General features: G+C 62.0%; 18 protein-coding genes and 3 tRNA genes. 6 read left to right on the top strand and 15 right to left on the bottom strand.

What is annotated here, in order from left to right:
• Positions 1–54 precede the first annotated feature (54 nt).
• The 7 genes from lepA to DYST_RS04255 all read right to left on the bottom strand — a co-directional run bounded on the left by lepA (position 55) and on the right by DYST_RS04255 (position 8,328).
• Complete coding sequence (lepA, locus tag DYST_RS04225) at positions 55–1,845, bottom strand: translation elongation factor 4 (RefSeq protein WP_102302672.1); 1,791 nt, start codon at positions 1,843–1,845, stop codon at positions 55–57.
• 298 nt (positions 1,846–2,143) lie between these two features.
• Positions 2,144–3,637 (bottom strand): DegQ family serine endoprotease, encoded by a 1,494-nt coding sequence (locus DYST_RS04230; protein ID WP_239950308.1) that lies wholly within the window; start codon positions 3,635–3,637, stop codon positions 2,144–2,146.
• Between the two features lie 110 nt (positions 3,638–3,747).
• Entirely contained in the window at positions 3,748–3,906 is a 159-nt protein-coding gene (locus DYST_RS04235; protein ID WP_239950310.1) for a hypothetical protein, read from the bottom strand.
• Positions 3,863–4,402, bottom strand: coding sequence for a sigma-E factor negative regulatory protein (locus DYST_RS04240; protein ID WP_239950312.1), 540 nt, complete (start codon positions 4,400–4,402; stop codon positions 3,863–3,865). Before DYST_RS04240 ends, DYST_RS04235 begins: the two co-directional genes overlap by 44 nt.
• Positions 4,399–4,995, bottom strand: coding sequence for an RNA polymerase sigma factor RpoE (rpoE, locus tag DYST_RS04245; RefSeq protein ID WP_199178941.1), 597 nt, complete (start codon positions 4,993–4,995; stop codon positions 4,399–4,401). The genes DYST_RS04240 and rpoE overlap by 4 nt, the downstream gene beginning before the upstream one ends.
• Before the next feature lie 272 nt (positions 4,996–5,267).
• A complete protein-coding gene (locus tag DYST_RS04250; protein ID WP_239950314.1) occupies positions 5,268–7,826 on the bottom strand; it encodes a putative bifunctional diguanylate cyclase/phosphodiesterase in 2,559 nt (852 codons plus the stop codon).
• 1 nt (position 7,827) lies between these two features.
• The gene (locus DYST_RS04255; protein ID WP_239950316.1) at positions 7,828–8,328 is read right to left on the bottom strand and encodes a hypothetical protein; all 501 of its coding nucleotides are present in this window, start codon (positions 8,326–8,328) and stop codon (positions 7,828–7,830) included.
• A gap of 204 nt (positions 8,329–8,532) precedes the next feature.
• Here DYST_RS04255 and DYST_RS04260 point away from each other — a divergent pair, with 204 nt between their 5' ends.
• Positions 8,533–10,632, top strand: coding sequence for a 3-hydroxyacyl-CoA dehydrogenase NAD-binding domain-containing protein (locus DYST_RS04260; protein WP_239952070.1), 2,100 nt, complete (start codon positions 8,533–8,535; stop codon positions 10,630–10,632).
• Between the two features lie 74 nt (positions 10,633–10,706).
• On the opposite strand, the gene DYST_RS04265 is transcribed toward DYST_RS04260, so the two are convergent.
• From DYST_RS04265 to DYST_RS04285, 5 genes are all read right to left on the bottom strand, one after another.
• Positions 10,707–11,252, bottom strand: a complete 546-nt coding sequence (locus DYST_RS04265; RefSeq protein ID WP_239950318.1) for a DUF2058 family protein — start codon at positions 11,250–11,252, stop codon at positions 10,707–10,709.
• A gap of 99 nt (positions 11,253–11,351) precedes the next feature.
• Positions 11,352–11,570, bottom strand: coding sequence for a SlyX family protein (locus DYST_RS04270; protein WP_199045968.1), 219 nt, complete (start codon positions 11,568–11,570; stop codon positions 11,352–11,354).
• 2 nt (positions 11,571–11,572) lie between these two features.
• Positions 11,573–12,910 (bottom strand): UDP-glucose dehydrogenase family protein, encoded by a 1,338-nt coding sequence (locus DYST_RS04275; protein WP_239950319.1) that lies wholly within the window; start codon positions 12,908–12,910, stop codon positions 11,573–11,575.
• Between the two features lie 172 nt (positions 12,911–13,082).
• Complete coding sequence (locus tag DYST_RS04280) at positions 13,083–13,856, bottom strand: FKBP-type peptidyl-prolyl cis-trans isomerase (protein ID WP_102302663.1); 774 nt, start codon at positions 13,854–13,856, stop codon at positions 13,083–13,085.
• Positions 13,857–14,069: 213 nt separating this feature from the next.
• Entirely contained in the window at positions 14,070–15,839 is a 1,770-nt protein-coding gene (locus DYST_RS04285) for a cation:proton antiporter (RefSeq protein WP_239950320.1), read from the bottom strand.
• Between the two features lie 242 nt (positions 15,840–16,081).
• On the opposite strand from DYST_RS04285, the gene DYST_RS04290 reads away from it, so the two are divergent.
• From DYST_RS04290 to DYST_RS04300, 3 genes are all read left to right on the top strand, one after another.
• Positions 16,082–16,157, top strand: a tRNA-Ala gene (locus DYST_RS04290).
• Between the two features lie 11 nt (positions 16,158–16,168).
• Positions 16,169–16,244: transfer RNA gene (locus DYST_RS04295), tRNA-Glu, on the top strand.
• 86 nt (positions 16,245–16,330) lie between these two features.
• A tRNA-Asp gene (locus DYST_RS04300) sits at positions 16,331–16,407 on the top strand.
• Between the two features lie 136 nt (positions 16,408–16,543).
• Here the strand turns inward: DYST_RS04300 and DYST_RS04305 are convergent.
• Positions 16,544–17,032 (bottom strand): DUF1249 domain-containing protein, encoded by a 489-nt coding sequence (locus tag DYST_RS04305; RefSeq protein WP_102302661.1) that lies wholly within the window; start codon positions 17,030–17,032, stop codon positions 16,544–16,546.
• 16 nt (positions 17,033–17,048) lie between these two features.
• Positions 17,049–17,864, bottom strand: a complete 816-nt coding sequence (gene ppsR / locus DYST_RS04310) for a posphoenolpyruvate synthetase regulatory kinase/phosphorylase PpsR (protein WP_102302660.1) — start codon at positions 17,862–17,864, stop codon at positions 17,049–17,051.
• 235 nt (positions 17,865–18,099) lie between these two features.
• Between ppsR and ppsA the strand changes: the two genes are divergently transcribed.
• Positions 18,100–20,472 (top strand): phosphoenolpyruvate synthase, encoded by a 2,373-nt coding sequence (ppsA, locus tag DYST_RS04315; RefSeq protein ID WP_239950322.1) that lies wholly within the window; start codon positions 18,100–18,102, stop codon positions 20,470–20,472.
• 62 nt (positions 20,473–20,534) lie between these two features.
• On the opposite strand, the gene DYST_RS04320 is transcribed toward ppsA, so the two are convergent.
• The gene (locus tag DYST_RS04320; protein WP_239950324.1) at positions 20,535–20,960 is read right to left on the bottom strand and encodes a nuclear transport factor 2 family protein; all 426 of its coding nucleotides are present in this window, start codon (positions 20,958–20,960) and stop codon (positions 20,535–20,537) included.
• Positions 20,961–21,106: 146 nt separating this feature from the next.
• Between DYST_RS04320 and lepB the strand changes: the two genes are divergently transcribed.
• Positions 21,107–21,781: a signal peptidase I gene (gene lepB, locus DYST_RS04325; RefSeq protein WP_239950326.1), complete on the top strand. Its 675-nt coding sequence runs from the start codon at positions 21,107–21,109 to the stop codon at positions 21,779–21,781.
• The last annotated feature ends 48 nt before the right edge of the window (positions 21,782–21,829 follow it).

Here is a 21,829-nt window from a genome sequence, read left to right on the forward strand (position 1 = left end):
ATCGGAAAAGGCAGCGGAATACCTGCCCTGTCCGCTACTTTTCCGGGACCGGCTTTACTTGTCCACCTTCAGCACGGCAAGGAAGGCTTCTTGCGGAATCTCCACGCGGCCTACCTGCTTCATGCGCTTTTTGCCTTCCTTCTGCTTCTCCAGCAGCTTCTTCTTTCGGCTCACATCGCCGCCGTAGCACTTGGCCAACACGTTCTTACGCAAAGCCTTCACCGTGGAACGGGCGACGATCTGGGCGCCGATGGCGGCCTGGATCGCCACGTCGAACTGCTGGCGCGGGATCAGGTCCTTCATGCGCTCAACCAGGTCACGGCCGCGACGCTCGGCGTGGACACGGTGCACGATCAGGCTTAGCGCATCCACGCGGTCGCCATTGATCAGCACATCCACACGCACGAACGGACCGGCCTCGAAGCGCTCGAAGTGGTAGTCCATCGAGGCGTAACCGCGCGACACTGACTTCAAGCGATCGAAGAAATCGAGCACCACTTCGGCCAACGGCATTTCGTAGGTGATCTGCACCTGCGTGGCGAGGTACTGGATGGAACGCTGCACGCCACGCTTCTCTTCGCACAGCGTGATGACGTTGCCGATGTAGTCCGGCGGCGTGAGGATATTCGCGACGATGATCGGCTCGCGGATTTCCTGCATCAGATGCGCGGGCGGCAGCTTGGCCGGGTTGTCCAGCATCAGTATCGAGCCATCGCTCCTGAGCACCTCGTACACCACGGTGGGTGCGGTGGTGATCAGATCGAGATCGTACTCACGCTCCAGGCGCTCCTGCACGATTTCCATGTGCAGCATGCCAAGGAAGCCGCAGCGGAAACCGAAGCCCATTGCCTCGGAGCTTTCGGGCTCGAAGAACAGCGCCGCATCGTTGAGGCGCAACTTGTCCAGCGCCTCGCGCAGGGCCGGATAGTCGTCAGCGGAGACCGGGAACAGGCCGGCGAACACGCGCGGCTGCATGGTCTGGAAGCCCGACAGTGGCTTGTCGGCAGGCTTGGCGGCGAGTGTCAGCGTGTCGCCGACGGGGGCGCCATGCACATCCTTGATCGATGCGGTGATCCAGCCCACTTCGCCCGACGAGAGCTTTTCGAGCTTCTTGCGCTTGGGCGTGAACACGCCTACTTCGCTGACTTCATGCGCACGGCCGGTGGACATCACCAGCAGCTTGTCGCCAGGCTTGATCTCACCTTGCACCACCCGCACCAGCGAGACGACGCCGAGGTAGTTGTCGAACCACGAATCGATGATCAACGCCTGCAGGCGATCGGTATCACCCACCTTCGGCGGCGGAATGCGCGCAACGATGGCCTCGAGCACTTCGATCACGTTCTGGCCGGTCTTGGCGCTCACTGCAACGGCGTCATCGGCATCGATACCGATGACGGCTTCGATTTCGCCCTTCACCTTTTCGGGGTCGGCCGTCGGCAGGTCGATCTTATTGAGGACGGGCACCACTTCCAGACCCATCTCCACGGCGGTGTAGCAGTTGGCGACGGATTGCGCCTCCACACCCTGGGCGGCGTCCACTACCAGCAACGCGCCCTCGCATGCGGCCAGCGAGCGGCTGACTTCATACGAGAAGTCGACGTGACCCGGGGTGTCGATGAAGTTGAGCTGGTAGGTCTTGCCGTCCCGCGCCGTGTACGGCAATGAGACGGACTGCGCCTTGATGGTGATACCGCGCTCGCGCTCGATCGGATTATTGTCGAGCACCTGCGCCTCCATCTCGCGCTCAGTCAGTCCGCCGCAGATCTGGATGATGCGATCGGCAAGCGTGGACTTGCCGTGATCGATGTGGGCGATGATGGAGAAGTTTCGGATCAGTTCCATGGAGCACGCTAGAGGCGTTCACTGACCTGCGGTACTCGCAGGCAGCGCAAGACCGGGATGGTCGTACGAACCCAGCATTATCGCATGGAACGAGGGGCCTTCGGGCACCCTGGAAAGTTAGCCACCCACGGTAGCTGGCGGGATCGGAACGCCCCGATAAGGGGGCGTCACGCGACCCTCCCTGCATCCGGAGCGACGGTAGCCCAAGCGCCCATCGCCCCGGCCCCGGTCGCGTTGAACGACCGGGTTACGACAAAGTCACGGCCCGCTGCGCTGCCATTCGCCGCGAACCACGACCTCATTCGTCCTTGCCACCGGGCACGGTAAGCCCGATGAAACCACTCTGATCGCCATGGCGGACCAGCAGAAGCACGGTGTCACCGGCCTTTGCGTCCTTCGTAGCGTCTCGGAATGCAGAAACGCTGCCAATCTTCTTCTGGTTGACCATGAGAATCACATCACCTGGCTGCAACCCGGCGCGAGTCGCCGCGGGGCCGGTGACATTACTGATGCCTACGCCTTCGCCCGCCTTGAGGCCCAGTTGCTGACGGCTATCGCTGTCCAGCTCCTGAACCGCCAAGCCAAGCGCGCTGACACCGGCACGGGCCGCAGGTTGGTCTGCGTCGCCAGAGGCTGCTACGGCATTCTTGTCACGTGGCATTTCAGCCACCGTAACTGGCACGCTCTCTTTCTTACCGTCTCGCAGGATCTCGATCGTGGCCTTGGTGCCCGGAGGCGTCTGACCCACCAAGGGCGGCAGATCCGCGCTCGAATTGATGCTTTGGCCGTTGTAGCTAAGGATCACGTCACCTGGGCGAATTCCGGCCTTTTCCGCCGCACTGCCCTTGTTCACCTGGGTCACCGCCGCGCCACTGGCATTGTCCAGCTTGAGTGCCTTGACCATGTCGTCCGTGACCTGCTGGACCATCACGCCAAGCTGCCCGCGCGACACATAGCCCTTGTCCTTGATCTGCTTGACCACGTTCATGGCCACATCGATCGGAATGGAGAAGGCCACGCCCTGGTAACCGCCCGTGTTGGAATAGATCTGCGAATTGACACCGACGACGCGCCCCTGCAGATCAAACAACGGCCCGCCGGAATTACCGCGATTGATCGGCACGTCAGTCTGAATGAACGACGTGTACGGCTGATCCTGACTGCCCAGGTTGCGCCCCACGGCACTCACGATGCCCTGGGTTACCGTGTAGTCAAAGCCAAACGGCGAGCCGATCGCCAGCACCCACTGTCCCGGCTTGAGGGAGCGCGAGTCACCGATGCTGACGGCGGGCAGCGCCGCTTTCGCATCGACCTTCAGTAGCGCGATGTCGTATTGCGGATCACTGCCCACAACCTTGGCGGTGAGCACGCGACGATCCTGCAGGCGAACGGTGACTGTGTCAGCACCATCCACTACATGCGTATTGGTGAGGACATAGCCGTCCGGCGAAATGATGAAACCGGAGCCCAAAGAGGTGCGCGCCTGCTCCTCCGGCGACGGCATCATCGGCATGCCGAAGAAGCGACGGAACATCTCCATCGACGGATCGTCGCTGTCGTCATCGCCCGGCGCCCCCGGCATGCTGCGCGCACCCGAGCGACCCTTGACCTGCTTCTTGCCGCTGTATTTAGCCTCGACGTGCACGACGGCAGGCGCGTTCTTCTGCACGATGCCGGTGAAATCGGGCAACCCTGATAGCGCGGGCGCCGCGGCTTGGGCCTGTACGCCGCCAGCCAGCGCCAAACTCATGACCACAACGCAAGACAGCGTTCGCAGAGCAAGTCGGTTCATGCACGTCTCCTTCGGCGTTTCAGGCACACCGAACCGGTCCGCAATGCGGACAGATTCGGTCAGATAAAAGGGAAACGATCAGGCCGTGGCGGTGTACACACGGCCGCCGGTTACTGCGGACCCGCCGCCTGGGCAGGCTGCTGCTGGTCCGGATGAACCAGAATCAGGTAGCTGCCATCGCCATTGCTCACCGCGGGATAGCGCGCCACCCGATAGGGCGTCAGGCTATTGCGGGAGTACAGCAGGGTGTTGCCGTTGTCGCCATCCACCGTGGCCGAGGCCTGCTGGCTGATCTTGTAGGGGACCTCCGAGTAGACGTTCAGCCCCGGGGGGAGCCACGGCCGGGGAATCCGAGCGCGCAGCCTGAGCGGTACTGGTCTCCATGGTCGTCGTCGACGGTGTCGATGCCACCTGAGGGGAGAGGTGATCCGCCCCCTGCCCGGCCGGCTGCGCCACCATCAGAGCTGCCACGGCCACGCCAGCGGCGATGGCGCCACCTGCCGACCAATGCAACCAATGGCGACGCTTGCCCTGCTGTACTGCCACGCCGTCTTGTTCGATGGCCAGCATCACTCGGGCGGCAAAACCGTCCGAGGCCAGCGGGGACAGCTCACGACGCAGGCCATCCCGGGCTATGTGATAGCGCGACCAAGCCTGCTGGAGCGGCATTTCGTGGTCGAGCCGTCGCAATAGGAAGCGCAATTCTTCCTTCGACAGCTCGCCGTCCATGCCGGCAGAAAGGTTTTCGCGTTGATTATCAGTCATGGGGTCTTGTCCTCGCGGTCAGACAATAGCGGCCGCAACTTTTCATCGATAGCTTCGCGCGCCCGAAAAATACGTGAACGAACCGTACCGATCGGACAACCCATCGCCTCGGCGATTTCCTCGTAGCTGAGGCCGTCCACTTCACGCAGGGTGATCGCGGTCCGCAATTCCTCAGGCAGCGCTTGGACAGTGGAAAACACCGTTTGTTCAATTTCCTGTCGCATGAGCTCGCGCTCGGGGGTGGCGCTCTCGTGCATGCGGTCCGCGCCGGGCAGAAAAGCGGCATCGTCAATGGCGATGTCGTCGGCCGGCGGGCGACGCCCCAGGGCTACCAGATGGTTCTTGGCCGTGTTCACGGCAATTTTGTACAGCCAGGTATAGAAAGCACTCTCGCCACGGAAGGACGCAATGGCCCTCCAGGCACGAATGAATGCCTCCTGGGCCACGTCCTCGCACTCGGCGTAGTTCTTCACATACCGGGAAACCAAGCCGATGACCTTGTGCTGGTACTTGCGCACCAATACATCGAAGGCCCGCTTGTCACCCTGTTGGACGCGCTCGACCAGCGCACTGTCCAGTTCGTTTTCGCCCATCCGGGCCATCTCCTTCGTCGATGCTGCCAAGCGCCCCGGGCTGTCTTGAGGATGGAAGCGGACTGCTCAGACAAGAACCAAGCGCTCTAGTTCAGCAAGCTTCATCCCGGGACGGCAAGTGCGCCCGTTGCGTTACCGATGATGGAAACGCACGGGCGCGCCTACGGAGCACCCGTTATGGCGAACAGGCCGCCACCACCCCAAGGGGCACGGCCCATGGACGCCTCAAGCGCCCTTGCCTGAAGTATGGGGCTCGGCGCGCGCCTTGCAAGTCAGGCGGCGGTTTCACCCACCCCGGCGAGCAGGCGCTGGCGCTCCAGCAACAGCTTTTCGAAGACCGGCTGAGGCAGCGGGCGACAGAACAGGTAGCCCTGTAGTTCGTCGCAATGATTGGCGCGCAGGAACTCCATATGCTGCTCCGTCTCCACACCCTCGGCCACCACGCCCCGCTTGAGGCGATGCGCCATCTCGATGGTGGCGCGGACGATGGCCTCGTCGTCGGGATCGACGCCGATGTTCTTCACGAAACTCTGGTCGATCTTGATGCGGTCGGCGGGCAGCTTGCGCAGGTAGTCCAAAGAAGCAGCGCCGGTGCCGAAGTCGTCGATAGCGATGCGCACGCCCAGGCGATGCAAACCCTGCAGGTTCTCCACCAGATTCGGCGCCGCCTTGATGCTGATGCTCTCGGTGATCTCCATTTCCAGCAGATTGGCGTCCAGTCCGCTTTCGTCCAGGGCCGCCACCACTATCTCCAGCAGGTTGGGCTGCATGAGCTGCACCGCCGACAGGTTCACGCCAAGGCGCAGGCCCAGACCGAAGCGACGCTCCCATTCCTGCGCGTGCCGGCAGGCCGCACGCAGCACCCACTCGCCGATGGAAACGATCAGACCCGTTTCCTCCGCCAGCGGAATGAAGAAGCCCGGACCAATAAAGCCAAGCTCCGGGTGCTCCCAGCGCACCAGCGCCTCCATGCCCACGATGTCCTCCGTGACCGCATCCACCTGCGGCTGGTAGAACACGCGCAGCTCACCCTTATGCTCGGCGTGCCGCAAGCCGGACTTCAACGCGAGATTCTGTTGCTGCGACTGTTCGGCACTGCCCTCGAAGATCTGGTAGTTGTTGCGACCCAGACTCTTGGCGGCATACATAGCCTCATCCGCGTGCTTGAGCAGGGTATCGGCGTCCGGCGCGTCGTCCGGGAAGAAGCTCACACCGATGGACGCCGTCACCTGCAGCTCCGTGCCGTCATCAATGCGCAATGGCGCACCCATCACCTGCACGATCTTTTCGGCAATGCGCAGCACATCCTCGTTCTTCACGATGTGTCGGAGGATCACCACGAACTCATCACCCGCGTAGCGCGCCACGGTATCGGACGCGCGCACGGTGCTGCGCAGCCGCTGCGTGGTGGTGAGCAACACCTGATCGCCCACGGCATGGCCGAGGGTGTCGTTGATGGTCTTGAAGCGGTCAAGGTCGACGAACAGCAGCGCGAAGCATTCGCCGGTGCGGTTGGCCTCCCGCATCACGGTATCGAGGCGATCATTGAAAAGCAGGCGATTTGGCAGACCCGTCAGCGCATCGAGCAGGCCCTCAGCGCGCCCCTGCTCGCGCGTGTGGCGCAGTTCCAATGCATGGGCGAAGCGCGACGCTGCGACGCGCAATACCGGCTGCACGATCGCCAACGATGGCAACGGCTGGCGGGTGCCTATCAGCAACGCCCCAAGTACGGTGCGACGCTCGTCCTGCAAGGGCCATCCGGCGAAGCCGGCCAGGCCCAGCTGGGCAAGTAAGGGATCCATCGGCGCCAGGCGTGCCGCGTCGGCCTGGTGCAGCATGGCCTGACCAGAGAGCACCAGTCGCAGCGAGCTTTGCAGATGCGGCCCGGGCCAAAGCTGTTCGTCGCCACGCCAGTGCTGCACGAGCTGTATGGGTGCGCCGCCCTCATCGGGGCGGGCCGACCATACGGCCACATAGTCCAACCCCACCTCCTCGTACAACAAGCGCGCCGCCTCGGCTATCCCTTCGTCACCCCCGCCGGAAGCAAACATGCGGGCAAGTAAGGCCAGAGCCACCTCAGCGCGCGCTCCCGCGCGATCGCTACGGAACATCAAGGCGACCGCGTCGCGGCCCGCGTGTCGCACGGCGCGCGCACTGACCTCACCAGAGTCCGCTCCGCGCGAGGAACGCCGCCGCCCCGAATGCCATTGGCGCGAACCTTCGGCAATCACCTGCTCCACTGTCGTGTCGGTAAACGCCAGCAGTTCCTTGACGGGACGCCCGCGCAATTCGTGATCGCCCAGCCCGCTGTTGCGCGCAACTGTGGGGCTGTAATCGAAGAGCAGCCCCCGCGCCGGGTCGACGATCAGCCACTCGGCATCGATCTCTTCAAAGGCAAACCGGTAGTCACTGTCTCCGGAGGCCGAGCCGCTCTCCGCACCATCCAGGCGCACCGCCATGCGATGCACGCGCTGCCAGCGCGAGAGCAGTTCGTGCTCGATCTGCGAGGCGTACAGCCAGTCCGCGACACCTGCCGGCAACACGTTCGGCTTCAGCACGGCGCCATCATCAAGCACGGCAAGTATGGGCGCGCCGACGCAGGCTGGCATGCCGCGCAACACCTCGATACCGGCCATGGCCTCGCGACCATCGCCCTCGAAAACCATGACGATCAACGCCAGCGGTGCCCGACCTTCCAGCAGGATGCCCGCATGCGTAGCGTCACGCGCGGAATGCACCACGAAATGCCCGTCACGATCGAACGCATCGAACAGGGCACGACGCAGCTCACGCTGTGCCGCAACGACGAGAATGCCTGCAGGACTCGCCATATCAGAGCATCCAACGACCGTCGCGCAAGCGCGGACGCTGTGCTGGCTTGGACTGGCAACTCAGGCGCACCAACACGTCGTTGAAACTCGCCACCAGCGCCTCCGGCGGGTCGAGCAATACCACCCGGCGCACATGCCCCGTCGCGGCGCGCGCTAACTGACGCAACAAAGTGGCATCGGCCATAAGGAGTGGCAGCGGCAGCCGCTGGAGGAAATAGACACCGAAATGGTTGCTCTGGAGCATGTAACGCAAGGCAATGTTGAGGCGCTGGGATCCGGGCAGCGCGACATGCTCTTCGCGCAGATTGCCTAGGCCGAGCTCAGGATTCCATAGGTAAACGGCCTGTCCGCTGCGCCGAACCAGAGGGCGCAGTTGGCCGACCAGGCCGGCCGTTTCGCCACCGTCGAGCGCGATCAAGCTGCCCCGCGCGGCCAGGATGCGCTCGAGGACCTCTGCACCCGCATGGGCAGGACTGACGGGAGTGGCGATGGACGTATTCATGCCGGTCTAAATTACGTGCTCAGGAGCGCTTCGCATAGGGAGTAATCAAGCCTTGCCGGAAACCGCTGCGCATTTCATGCGGCAGCGCACAGCTCGCGTTTTTACGGGTCGTTCATTCATGCCAGTAGCCCGCCCCGCAGCGTCTCGCAATCCTCGCTACGGGAGGGTATGGTGCAAGGCTTCATGGCCACATTCTTTACCCCCATGTTCGAAGGATTGCGCTTCAATCATTGGAAGACGAGCCTGGATGACAGCGGCATCGTCACCCTGTCACTCGACCGCGCTGGCAGCAACGTCAATGCCATCTCCCGCGAGGTGCTGGACGAACTGGGGCAGATCGTCGAACGACTCGCCATTGAGAAGCCTGCCGGCGTCCTGATCCATTCGGCCAAGCCCTTCGGCTTTGCCGTCGGCGCTGACATCAAGGAATTCGTCACCTATGCCCAACACGGCACGGTGCTGGAGAACATCGAAAACGGCCAGCGTGTGTACGAATCGCTGGCCCGCCTACCCTGCCCTACGGTCGCGGCCATCCACGGCGCCTGCATGGGCGGCGGCACGGAGCTGATCCTGGCTTGTCGCCAACGCATTGCCGCAGACGATGAGAAGACCCGCATCGGCCTGCCCGAAGTGATGCTGGGCATCCATCCCGGTTGGGGTGGCACAGCCCGACTGCCACGTTTGATCGGCGCCACCGAAGCCTTGCCCGTCATGCTGACGGGTAAGGCCTTGTCGGCCAAGCGCGCGTTGTCATTGGGCGTCATCGACCGCCTTGCGCCACCGGCCGAGCTGCTGGCCGAGGCGCGCGCCCTGCTGCGTCGTCCGCATGTACGCCCACTTGCCCAGCGCACGAAGGCATGGGCTACCAATACCTGGCTGGCGCGGCAGATCCTCGCGCCGATGGTCATCAAGCAGACGGGCGCCAAGGTACGCAAGGAACATTACCCGGCCCCCTTTGCGCTGATCGATGTATGGAAGCGCGGCGGTGCCAGCATCCAGCAGCGACTGAAGCTCGAAGCGCGTTCGGTGGCCAAGCTGGCCGAAACCCCAACGGCGCAGAACCTGATCCGCATTTTCTTCCTTCAGGAGCGCCTGAAGGGACAAGGCAGCGACATCGATCACGGCATCAAACATGTGCACGTCGTGGGTGCCGGCGTGATGGGCGGCGACATCGCTGCCTGGGCGGCGCTCAAGGGCTTCGAGGTGACGCTGCAAGACCGCGAGATGAAGTTCATCCAGCCTGCGCTGGATCGCGCCCGCCAGCTCTACGAAAAGAAGCTCAAGACCCCCGATAAGGTCGAAGCCACCGTGCGACGCCTGCGCGCGGATGTCGAAGGCAAAGGCGTGGCCAACGCCGATCTTGCCATCGAGGCAATCTTCGAGAATGCCGAAGCGAAAAGAGCTTTGTACGCAATCATCGAGCCGCAGTTCCAGTCCAACGAACTACTCGCAACTAATACATCCAGCATTCCGCTGGATGAGCTCCGTGTCGGCCTGAAGGCACCCGAGCGCTTTCTCGGTCTGCACTTCTTCAATCCCGTCGCGCAGATGCCGCTGGTAGAAGTGGTGCGTCATGACCAATTGGATGCCAACGCGGAGAAACGCGCCCTGGCCTTCTGCAAAGCCATCGGCAAACTGCCGGTTGCGGTCAAGGGAACGCCGGGCTTTCTGGTCAATCGCATCCTGATGCCCTACCTGTTGGAAGCCATGCGCCTCTACAGCGAAGGTGTGCCGGCCCCCGTGCTCGACAAGGAGGCCAAAAAGTTCGGCATGCCCATGGGGCCGATCGAACTGGCCGACACCGTGGGCCTGGATGTGTGCGCCTCGGTCGGCAAGGAGCTGGCTCCTTTCCTGGGCCTGGAGCTTCCGCCCGGCCTTGAGGACAAACTCGCCGCCGGTAAGCGCGGAAAGAAGGACGGCCAGGGCATCTATGTGTGGCAGGACGGCAAGCCGCAGAAGCCGGAAGTCGACCCCGACTATGCCGTGCCTGCAGACCTTCAGGACCGCATGATCCTCCCCATGGTCAACGAGGCTGTCGCCTGCCTTGCCGAGCACGTCGTGGATGACGCCGACCTGCTTGATGCAGGCGTGATCTTTGGCACCGGTTTCGCGCCGTTCCGTGGCGGCCCGATCCAATACGTGCGCAGCGAAGGCGCCACTGTCATCAAGGGCAAACTGGAACGCCTCGCACAACGCTACGGCGAACGTTTCACGCCAAAGAGCGGCTGGGATTTGCCAACGCTTACCAAGACCGGCTTCGACCTGCCGGCTGACGATGCGCAGGGTGTCGATACCGACGCCTGATCTCGATCCGTCATCACAACGAAAAACGCCCGGCATAGCCGGGCGTTTTTCTTGGCGCAATCAACGTGCCGGAATCACCACATCAAGTCGTCCGGGACACCGTCTTCGCCAACACTACCTTCGCTGCCCGGCTCCACCAGCAGGGCGACCTGATGGACGTCGATTACTTTGACCTGCTCGGCTAGCTCGCGAGTCACCACGAGATAACGCCCCTGCTGCTGGATGACGGCAAGCTCGCCGGCATTGATCGCCTTGAGCTGGTCAGCGTCGACGTGCACGCGACGGATCTTTCCGCCGTACTCGAAATGGCGAACGTGCTCGACATCCGCCTTGTTCAACACCTTGCCCTCCAGCAACTGCTGGATCTTCAGCTTGCGCTCGCGACGCAGGCGCGCCTCTTCAGCGGCAGCCTGCTCGGCGCGCTTTCGTTCATTGGCTTCGGTTTGCGCGCGGATCGCATAAGCCTTGGCCAGGTCTATCTCTTCCTGACTCTTGCCGCCCGAAGGCTTGCCGTGCGGCTTGTTGTGCTGTCCGGGTTTACCGCCCTTGGACGGCGAACCACCGTGGCGCGGCGGGAAGGACTTGCCCCCCCTGTGGCGCCGACGGACGCTTCTCTTCACGGACCTGTTTGACGATGCCGCTCTTGAGCAGTTGATCGCGCAGGGATTCGGCCATGGTTGGAACTCGCTTGCGTCGTACTGAAACGAAAAGGGTAACAATCAATAATGCGGCGGCGGTGGCTCGCTGTGCGGATCATGCCCCTGCGACGTGCGCAGCGACGACAGCTCGCTGCGCAATCCGCGGATGACATCTTCCAGCGCCGCCAGGCGCATCGACAGCTCGGCGTCGGCGGAAGCCAACGCGTTCACCGTATCGTCGACAAAGGTGAGCCGGACTTCAAGCTCCGTCAGACGCTGCTGCAAGGAATCGTCCGCCATGCTCACTGCCTCAGACTGCGGCCGCGACCGATACCGTAATACGCCAGCCCCGCCTCTTCCACTGCCCCGGGGTCATACAAATTGCGGCCATCGAACAGCGCCGGCTCGGCGAGCAAGCCGCGGATACGCGTGAAATCCGGGCTGCGAAACGCCTTCCATTCGGTGACGATGGCAAGTACGTCCGCACCATCGAGTGCCTGGTAGGCACTGTCGCAAAGTGCAAGATCGTCGCGGTCGCCGTAGATGCGATGCGTTTCATGGCGTGCTTCGGGATCAAAAGCCCGCACCTTGGCGCCAGCATTCCATAGCGCTTCCATCAGGTTGCGACTGGAGGCTTCACGCATGTCGTCAGTGTTCGGCTTGAAGGCCAGGCCCCACAGCGCAATCGTCTTGCCGGCAAGCTGTCCATCGAAATGACGCGAGATCAAATCGAACAGCTTGGTCTTCTGATCGTGATTCACCGCCTCCACCGCACCGAGCAGACGGGCCTGATAGCCAACGCCGCGCGCTGTACGCTCCAGTGCCTGCACGTCCTTGGGGAAGCACGAACCACCGTAACCGGCGCCGGGATAGATAAAGTGGTAGCCGATGCGCGGATCCGAGCCAATGCCCTGCCGCACCAGCTCCACGTCCGCACCCACGCGCTCGGCGATATTGGCGATCTCGTTCATGAAACTGATCTTGGTGGCCAGCATCGCGTTGGCCGCGTACTTGGTCAGCTCGGCCGAGCGCTCGTCCATCACCACGGTGCGATCGTGGTTGCGGTTGAACGGCGCGTAGAGCTTGCGCAGTACGCCGATGGCACGCTCGCTGGAGCTGCCAATAATAATGCGATCGGGACGCAGGCAATCCTCCACCGCGTCGCCTTCCTTCAGAAATTCCGGATTGGACACCACGTCGAAATCGACGGCGACGCCGCGCTGGATCAGCTCGCTGGCGATCGCTTCACGCACGCGGTCGGCGGTGCCGACGGGCACGGTCGACTTGTTCACCACCACCGTGTAGCGGTCCATGTGCTGGCCAATGGTTCGTGCCACACCGAGCACATACCTTAGGTCGGCACTGCCGTCTTCATCCGGCGGCGTACCCACGGCAATGAAGACCACTTGCCCATGGGCGATGGCCGGGGCCGGATCGGTCGTGAAGTCCAACTGTTCGCTGGCGTGGTTACGCTTGACGATGGGTTCCAAACCCGGCTCGTAGATCGGGATGTCGCCTTTCTTCAGACGCTCCACCTTGGCTACATCGATATCGACGCAGACCACATGGTTGCCCATCTCTGCCAGACAGGCACCGGTGACCAGACCTACATAGCCGGTACCGAAGATCGTGACCTTCATTGTCGCGAAAACTCCAAGAGGCAAGGCCCGTAATTCTATCAGGCTGGATATGGCATCGGACGGCAGGAGAACCAGCCCTCGCCCGCAACACCGGCTGCGCCCTTAAAAAAGAACGGGGCGCGAATCGCTTCGCGCCCCGTGCATGCTTCTAAAGAGCTGTCCCGCGCGATGATTACTTCGCGCCGCCAGCCTGATCGCCAGCAGCCGTCGGGCCGGTCTTGACCAAGGTGACGTCGAAGATGATCGTCGCATTCGGCGGGAAGCCGTTCTGCGGCTGCGCACCGTAGGCGATGTTCGAAGGGATGAAGAACTTATAGTGACCGCCGACCTGCATCAGCTGCAGACCCTCGCGGAAGCCCGGGATCACGCCAGCGAGCGGGATCGAGGCCGGGCCTGCCGGATCGTGCTTGGACGAATCGTCAAACGTTTCGCCGCTGACGAACGTGCCGACATAGTTCACCTGCACGGTGTCGTTCGGACCCGGGCGGGCGCCGGTACCCTGGCTGATCACCTGGTACTGCAGACCCGAAGCAGTGGTCTTCACACCCGGAGCAGACTTGTTCTTGGCCAGGTAAGCAGCGCCTTCCGTCTGGTTCTTGGAGGCGACCTGGGTGTACTCGGCCTTCGCCTTCGCCTGCAGGTTGGCAACGAATGCGTCACGGACCTGCTTGGCTTCGGCTTCGCTCATGGTCGGCTTCTGACCCGACAGCGCGGACTGCAGCGCACGAGCCACGGTGGCCGGATCCACTTCTTCGCGGACCAGCGGCGGCAGCGAGCTCGCCAGGTCCCAACCGACCACGTAGCTGGCCTTGGTCTTGTCGACCGCAGCCGGGGCGGCCGTCGCAGGGGCGGCGGACTTCGCGGCCTGTGCGTGCACGCCAGCGGTCATGCCCAGTGCAACAGCGAGCGCGGCCGCCGTCAGCGTGGGACGCAGAAAATGCTTCATGTGGAACTCCCTCGTATTTGGATGTACCGGCGCTACCGGACTCAAAGCCCCCCCCGATGGAGGCAGGCCTCGCATTGTGCGGTGCTTGCTGAGTCTTGGCAACGATGTGGGGCGTCTGACCGTCAGTCGTGATTAAAAGTTCACGCTTCTTGTCAAAAACGCGGATTTTTACGAATCCTGCACGCCGAGTCGGCTAACGCACCGACACCCGGATCAGGAATGTCCGTCGTCCGAACGCCCGGGCTTATCAAGCGTATCGCGCAAAGCCGCCTGCAAACGGGCATGCACCTGCACCAGACCACGCCACAACAGCCATGCCAGCAACAGCAAAACAAGCACCAGGACAATGGCAACCTCGCGTGGCGGCAGAATAGTCGACGCCAGAGCCGCAACCAGCAGGCCCAGTATCCACATGGTCGCCAGCGGAATGAAGCGCGCCAGCACGCCACGGATACGCATGTTGTAGGCGCCACCGATGCGTTCGGGAATACTCAGTTCCGCCAGCAACATGCCGAGGGCCGATGCCTTGCGATACGCCGCCACGATCATCGGCAGTGAGATCAGAGCGGCGATGGACCACGCTAGGCTGCGCTTTACCTGAGGGCTATCCGCAAGGAAATCCCAGTGGAAAAAGCCACGGCGATACAGGTAAGACATGATCAGGAAAGCGGCCACCACCAGCATCATGTTGATGATCACGTGCCAGACAAGGCGGCGGATCATCTTGGCCACGATAGCCCCCTGCCCGCCCAGACTCACATTGCCCATCCAGTCCGTGTAGGCGCTCAGAAGACTGGTAAGGCCGCCGGGCAGGCGCCGCGTGAGCACGTCGGCCAGCGGATCTGAGGCACGGATGAGGTACGGCGTGAGGAAGGTCGTTATAGCCGACACAGCCACCGCCACTGGGTAGAGGAAACTGCTGGTGACTTTCAGAGTCAGCCCTAGCGACGCGATGACGAACGAAAACTCACCAATCTGCGCTAACCCCATGCCTACACGCAGCGACGTGCGTCCATCATTGCCGGCGATGAAGGTTCCGAAGCTGCACGTGATTACCTTGCCCATTACCACTACGACGGTAACGACCAGGATCGGCAACCAGTACAGCTTGAGCATCGCCGGGTCGATCAACATGCCGATGGCAACGAAGAAGATGGCGCTGAACATATCGCGCACTGGTCCGATGATGCGCTCGATCCGCATCACGCTCTGCGACTCACCTACGATGGCGCCGATCATGAAGGCGCCCAGGGCCACGCTGTAGCCCATCTCGGTCACCAGCAGGCAAAAGCCGAAGCACAGACCAAGCACCGCAACCAGCAGCACATCGTCGCGACTCACGCGCGCGATGTAGTCGACCACGCGAGGCACCAGCAGCAACCCGACGACCAGTGACACCGCCATGAAAAGCGTAAGCCGCCCCACCGCCGCTGCCGCTTCGGCCGCCTCCAGGCCGCCAGTGCTCGCAATGCCCGTCAGCAACGCCATGAGCACAATGGCGATGACGTCCTCGATGATAAGGATGCCGAACATCAGCTGCGCGAAACGCTCGCGCTTGAGGTTCAGGCCATCCAGCGCCTTCATGATGATGGTCGTCGACGACATGGACAGCATGGCGCCAAGGAACAGCGCATCCATGGAAGTCCAGCCAAAGAAGCGCCCTATCTCGTAACCAAGCCAGACCATCAGCACGATTTCGCACAGGGCCGCCACCAGCGCCGCGCCGCCAACTTCGCGGAGCTTCTTCAGGCTGAATTCCAGCCCCAAAGCAAACAGCAACAGGATCATGCCTAGCTCGGAGAGCGTGCGGATCGTCTGCTCGTCGTGGATGAAGACCACGGGAAACGTATAAGGGCCGACCAGCACGCCGGCGATGATGTATCCGAGTACGACTGGCTGACGCAGCCGTTGGAAGATCACCGTCGTCAGGCCCGCGATCAACATGACGGTCGCGAGGTCCTGGATAAAGTGCAAATCGTGCATCAGAGAAATCCGCAAGAACGTCCCGCAAGACTAACAACCACGGGCGAGATGCACAGCCCTACATGACGCCCCTGATCATTCCCTCACCACAACGGCGTTTTGCCGCATTGACGGCGCCGCATCAAAACGCCTGTAACTATTTGTTGTGATTCATTCGTGAAAAAAAGTTGAAAGAAATTCACAACGAATGCTTGACGAAATAGCCAACCCTATCTATTCTTTCGGGCTTCCAGAGGCACTTCGGGGCCATAGCTCAGCTGGGAGAGCGCCTGCATGGCATGCAGGAGGTCGGCGGTTCGATCCCGCCTGGCTCCACCAAAATTAGATACGTCCCCATCGTCTAGAGGCCTAGGACATCACCCTTTCACGGTGGCGACCGGGGTTCGAATCCCCGTGGGGACGCCACTCTAACGGCAAACCGGTTTCCGGCGTAACCTAAGAGTGGTCAAGGATGAAATCTGTTGGTGTAGTACTGGAAGAAGTAAAAATGTGGAGCGGTAGTTCAGTCGGTTAGAATGCTGGCCTGTCACGCCGGAGGTCGCGGGTTCGAGTCCCGTCCGCTCCGCCACTTTACGAAGAGCCCGCCATTGGCGGGTTTTTTGTTGCCCGCATTTTGCCCCGTCGCTGCAGGAGCACACCTTGTGCGCGACCTGCCAACAAAGCGATGACCACGGACTCCCCTGAGTCGCACACAGGGTGCGCCCCTACAGAGTCTCATCCGGCGAGCGATGATCCTCCAGCCGCTCCAGCGTTCCCTTCGAATGCCCCTGCTCCGCCAGGTATTCCAACCAGCGAGAAAGAAACCCATTCATCCGCAAACGATGCTGTAGCACCGTGTGGGCCGGCGGAAACGGGCCGAGCACCTGCCACAGATGGCGGCCCGGATGGCAATGCAAGGCCTCGGCCACATGGGCGTCGGTGTACATGCGCAACTGCGCCGACGGCGACGGCTGACCCGTGTGCGCATCGACAAAGTTGTAGGTGAGCTCGAGCTCCAACGTGTACGGGTGCCGCTCCTGCACCTGCAAACGCACATCAAGGCCATCATCCACGCTGGACAGATAGAACCCCGGCGGTAGCTCCTGCGGCATAAACAGCCGCACCAGCCGATGATAGTTCTCGGCGTAAAGCCCCATCAGGAAGCCGAAACGTCCGGGCAACAAGGCTTGGCGACTGTCTAATACGGCACTCATGGGCGGCAGAAACTCCTCAGAACATGGTCCGCTCGATACCGAAGCGGTCAAAGATCTTGCTGGCAATCTCTTCGATGGACACGTGCGTGGTGTTGAGACTGGGAATGCTTTCGCGACGCATCAGCTTCTCGGCCTGCGCCAACTCCCAGCGACACTGTTCCAGCGTCGCATAACGGCTGCCGGCACGCCGCTGTTCGCGAATCTGCGCCAACCGCATGGGGTCGATGGTGAGACCAAACAGCCGATCCTTATACGGGCGCAGGCGCGCCGGCAGTTCTAGCTTGTCGAGGTCGTCGTCAGTCAGGGGGTAATTGGCGGCGCTGACACCGTAATGCAAGGCCATGTAGAGACATGTTGGCGTCTTGCCGGAGCGCGACACCCCCACCAGGATCAAGTCGGCCTGAGCATAGTCCACGTCTATACCGTCGTCGTGTGACAACGCATAGTTCGTAGCGTTAATGCGAGCCTCGTATTTGTCGAAGTCCACCAAGCCGTGCGAGCGATTCACCGCACCGGAACGCTTGGCGCCCAGCTCCTCTTCCAGCGGACCGATGAATGGCGCGAACACGTCCAGCATCAGTCCGCCGCTCTCGGCCACGATCTCGCACAGCTCGCGCGACGCCATGGTGTTGACCACGATGGGACGCTCGCCGGTTTGCGCATAACGGGTTTTGATACGCAGCGCCGCCGCCTCGGCTTTTTGGGCGTCGTCGATGAACGGCAAGCGGTGCTTGTCGAACTGCACGCCCTCAAACTGGGCCAAAATACTGTTGCCGATCGTTTCCGCCGTAATACCAGTGGAATCAGAGATATAAAAAACGGTTCGCTGCATGGCTAATCCAAAGTCCCTGGTGGTTCTTGACCATCACCTTAGCGCAAGGTGAAAAGCCTGTCTTTGCTTGATTCACAGCTGACTGGTATTGCGTTGGCGCTTGTTTTCGCCCGAATGGTCTTCTTGTGCTGCGCACCATCGGCAGCGGACAATACCAGTTCTTTGTAGCCCGATTTCTTGCCGAAACGGAGCTACGACCGTCTTTGAAACCCTACGAGCTCTCGAGGAGACTCCCTTGAACGATCTGGTGCTTTGGCTCGACACGCTGCGCATGACCGACCTGGGCAAGGTTGGCGGCAAGAATGCGTCGCTCGGCGAGATGATTGGCAATCTAGCCCAGCTCGGCGTGTCAGTGCCGGGTGGTTTTGCAACCACCGCCGACGCGTTCCAGGAATACCTCGACAAGAGTGGCGTGGCCAAGCGCATCCAGGAACGGCTCGCCTCGCTCGACGTCGATGACGTGATGGCCCTGACGGCTGCCGGCAAGGAGATCCGCGAATGGGTCACTGAGACGCCGCTGCCGACGGATCTGGACAAGGCCATCCGCGACGCCTACGCCAAGCTCTGCAAGGACGCCGGCGCCGAGAACATTGCCGTGGCAGTGCGCTCCTCCGCCACCGCGGAAGATCTGCCGGATGCTTCTTTCGCCGGTCAGCAGGAGACCTTCCTGAACGTGGTCGGCATTGAGGACGTGCTGCACAAGGTGAAGGAAGTCTTTGCCTCGCTCTACAACGACCGCGCGATCGCTTACCGCGTACACCAGGGTTTTAAGCATGAGGACGTATTCCTCTCCGCTGGCGTGCAGTTGATGGTGCGTTCCGACGTCGGCGCTTCCGGCGTGCTGTTCACCCTGGACACGGAGTCGGGCTTCCGCGACGTGGTGTTCGTGACCGGCTCGTATGGCCTGGGGGAAATGGTCGTGCAGGGTGCAGTGAACCCCGACGAGTTCTACGTGTTCAAGCCCACTTTGAAGGCTGGCAAGCCGGCCGTGCTGCGACGCAGCCTCGGCGCCAAGCAGCAGCGCATGGTGTATTCGAACAAGCCCGGCGAGCGCGTGCGTATCGAAGAAACGCCCGCCGAACTGCGCAACAAGTTCTGCATCACCGATGAAGACGTGCAGGAACTATCCAAGCAGGCGCTGATCATCGAGAAGCATTACGACCGCCCGATGGACATCGAGTGGGCGAAGGACGGCAACACCGGCAAGCTCTACATCGTGCAGGCCCGTCCGGAAACGGTGAAGTCGCGCGCGCATGCCACGCAGTTGGAGCGTTTCCACCTCAACGAAAAGGGCAAGGTGCTCGCTGAAGGCCGCGCCATCGGCCAGAAGATCGGGTCCGGCAAAGCGCGCGTCATCCGCTCGCTTGCAGATATGAGCAAGGTGCAGACGGGCGATGTACTGATCGCCGACATGACCGATCCCGATTGGGAGCCGGTGATGAAGCGTGCCGCCGCCATCGTCACCAATCGCGGCGGCCGCACCTGCCACGCAGCTATCATCGCCCGCGAATTGGGTGTGCCTGCCGTGGTGGGCACGGGCAATGCGCTGGAACTGATTCCGGACGGCGCGGAAGTTACCGTGTCCTGCGCCGAGGGCGACACCGGCATGATCTACGAGGGCCTGCTGAAGTTCGACCGCGTGACCGCCGACCTCGGCGACATGCCCGAAGCGCCGCTCAAGATCATGATGAACGTGGCCAACCCCGAGCGTGCGTTCGATTTCGGCATGCTGCCGAACGCCGGCATCGGTCTGGCTCGCCTGGAAATGATCATTGCCAGCCACATCGGCGTGCATCCAAAGGCGCTGCTGGAATACGCCAAGCAGGATGCAGAGACCAAGAGGAAGATCGACGAGCGCATGGCCGGCTACGCCGACCCGGTGTCGTTCTATGTTGATCGCCTCGCGGAAGGCATCGCCACTATCGCCGCTTCGGTGTATCCGAAGCCGGTGATCGTACGCCTGTCCGACTTCAAGTCGAACGAATACGCCGGCCTCATCGGGGGCTCGCGCTACGAGCCACATGAAGAGAACCCGATGATCGGCTACCGCGGCGCAAGCCGTTACGTCGACCCGGGTTTCGCTGAGTCGTTTGGCCTGGAGTGCAAGGCGGTCAAGCGCGTGCGCGAGGTGATGGGTCTGGACAACATCTGGGTGATGATTCCGTTTGTGCGCACGCTGAGCGAAGGTCGCAAGGTCATTGAGGTGCTGGCCAAGAACGGCCTCAAGCAGCGCGAGCACGACCTGAAGGTCATCATGATGTGCGAGGTGCCGTCCAATGCACTGCTCGCCGATGAGTTCCTCGACATCTTCGACGGCTTCTCCATCGGCTCCAACGACCTGACCCAGCTCACGCTGGGTCTGGATCGCGATTCGAGCATCGTCGCCAACCTGTTCGACGAACGCGACCCTGCGGTGAAGAAGCTGCTTGCGCTCGCCATCAAGACTGCTCGCGAAAAGGGCAAGTACATCGGCATCTGCGGCCAGGGGCCGTCTGATCACCCTGACCTGGCTGAGTGGCTGATGGATCAGGGCATCGAGTCCGTATCGCTTAACCCTGATACGGTCGTGGACACCTGGTTGCGCCTGGCCAAGCGCAAGGCAGCCTGAGCTTTGCCACATGCGTAACACGAAGGGCGGTGGCGACACCGCCCTTTTTCTTGCTCGCACGGTCAAGGCGTACAGGGCCGTCCGCCGGTATCAAACGTGCTGACGTCAGAACGGATTTCACCCTGCCTCACAACGAGGAAAGTGGATATGGGCAGATTCAGTGAGCGCACGCCCTCGCTACTTCTTGCCACGAAGCGCACCGCCACTCGGTCATCCTGCGCAACCATCTGCTCGATCTCATCATGTACATCGGGAAACTCAGCAAACAGCTCGCGATAGCTCCTTGCCACCTCCGCCCGCCCTCGCCTGGGATGGCAGAAATCCGAGGAAGCTAGCTGGGCATCGCTCGCATAGAGGTGCGCCAGTCCATCGGCATCGTGCCGATTGAAAGCGCCGAACATCGCCAGCACGACCGATTCGGGCCTTAGCGCTGCACCGCTCGTCGCGGTCATGGCTACGGCAAGGAGCATGGTGCTCGCCAGATTCATGAGGATCTCCTCGGCACGATTGGGGTAACCGCAGTCTCCACGCCTGCAACCCGTGGTGCGTGCCGTCTCTTGCTCTTTTCCGCCCAACGGAACCTTTGCATCACCCGCAGGGTCCACCTGGATACGGACCCTGGCGGAGACTACCCATGCAAAGACTGACAAGGCTGTTGGCGAACAACAAAGGCTTCCTCACGTTCATGCTGTGCATGTTCGTGTTCCGGAGTGCGGTTGCGGACTGGAATGTCGTTCCGACCGGCTCTATGCAACCGACCATCGAGATCGGTGACCGCATCGTTGTCGACAAGGCGGCCTATGACATTCGCCTCCCCTTCACCCACGTCTCGCTCTTGCATCGTGCCGATCCGCAACGAGGCGACATCGTCGTGCTGGACTCGAAAACGGCTGATGAGCGCCTGGTTAAGCGCGTCATTGGCGTGCCCGGCGACCAGATCGCACTGGTGCAGAACCACCTATACGTGAACGGCAAGGCTGCGGACTATCGCCCCATCCAGGTCAGTGGCATCCATGCCGACCGGGAAGATCCGGCCATCTATGCCATCGAAGATACCGGCGCCATGCAGCACGCCGTCCGCTGGTCGCTCGCCGCCCAGGGCCACACCAACGATTTCGGCCCCGTCACCGTGCCCGCCAACCAATACCTATTGCTGGGAGACGACAGGGACCACAGCGCCGATTCGCGCTATTTCGGCTTCTTCCCGCGTAAGGAGATCACCGGCCGAGCCACACGGGTCGCCCTGTCCCTTGACCCAGACAACCATTACCTACCCCGCAGCGATCGCTGGGGCGCCACGCTGCACTAACCAGAAAGCAGCAAGAAAATTGCCTTCCCCCATTGCCAGTGCCCGCCT

The organism is Dyella terrae, from assembly GCF_022394535.1.
Classification (GTDB): Bacteria; Pseudomonadota; Gammaproteobacteria; order Xanthomonadales; family Rhodanobacteraceae; genus Dyella.

What these genes read in the sequence shown, in the direction of transcription:
- ppsR (WP_102302660.1), bottom strand. Translation starts at nt 17,864, where the DNA reads ATGCAGCGAACCGTTTTTTATATCTCTGATTCCACTGGTATTACGGCG.
- DYST_RS04280 (WP_102302663.1), bottom strand. Translation starts at nt 13,856, where the DNA reads ATGAAGCATTTTCTGCGTCCCACGCTGACGGCGGCCGCGCTCGCTGTT.
- rpoE (WP_199178941.1), bottom strand. Translation starts at nt 4,995, where the DNA reads ATGGGCGAAAACGAACTGGACAGTGCGCTGGTCGAGCGCGTCCAACAG.
- DYST_RS04240 (WP_239950312.1), bottom strand. Translation starts at nt 4,402, where the DNA reads ATGACTGATAATCAACGCGAAAACCTTTCTGCCGGCATGGACGGCGAG.
- DYST_RS04270 (WP_199045968.1), bottom strand. Translation starts at nt 11,570, where the DNA reads ATGGCGGACGATTCCTTGCAGCAGCGTCTGACGGAGCTTGAAGTCCGG.
- DYST_RS04260 (WP_239952070.1), top strand. Translation starts at nt 8,533, where the DNA reads ATGTTCGAAGGATTGCGCTTCAATCATTGGAAGACGAGCCTGGATGAC.
- DYST_RS04285 (WP_239950320.1), bottom strand. Translation starts at nt 15,839, where the DNA reads ATGCACGATTTGCACTTTATCCAGGACCTCGCGACCGTCATGTTGATC.
- DYST_RS04250 (WP_239950314.1), bottom strand. Translation starts at nt 7,826, where the DNA reads ATGGCGAGTCCTGCAGGCATTCTCGTCGTTGCGGCACAGCGTGAGCTG.
- DYST_RS04255 (WP_239950316.1), bottom strand. Translation starts at nt 8,328, where the DNA reads ATGAATACGTCCATCGCCACTCCCGTCAGTCCTGCCCATGCGGGTGCA.
- DYST_RS04305 (WP_102302661.1), bottom strand. Translation starts at nt 17,032, where the DNA reads ATGAGTGCCGTATTAGACAGTCGCCAAGCCTTGTTGCCCGGACGTTTC.
- lepB (WP_239950326.1), top strand. Translation starts at nt 21,107, where the DNA reads ATGCAAAGACTGACAAGGCTGTTGGCGAACAACAAAGGCTTCCTCACG.
- lepA (WP_102302672.1), bottom strand. Translation starts at nt 1,845, where the DNA reads ATGGAACTGATCCGAAACTTCTCCATCATCGCCCACATCGATCACGGC.
- DYST_RS04230 (WP_239950308.1), bottom strand. Translation starts at nt 3,637, where the DNA reads ATGAACCGACTTGCTCTGCGAACGCTGTCTTGCGTTGTGGTCATGAGT.
- DYST_RS04275 (WP_239950319.1), bottom strand. Translation starts at nt 12,910, where the DNA reads ATGAAGGTCACGATCTTCGGTACCGGCTATGTAGGTCTGGTCACCGGT.
- DYST_RS04320 (WP_239950324.1), bottom strand. Translation starts at nt 20,960, where the DNA reads ATGAATCTGGCGAGCACCATGCTCCTTGCCGTAGCCATGACCGCGACG.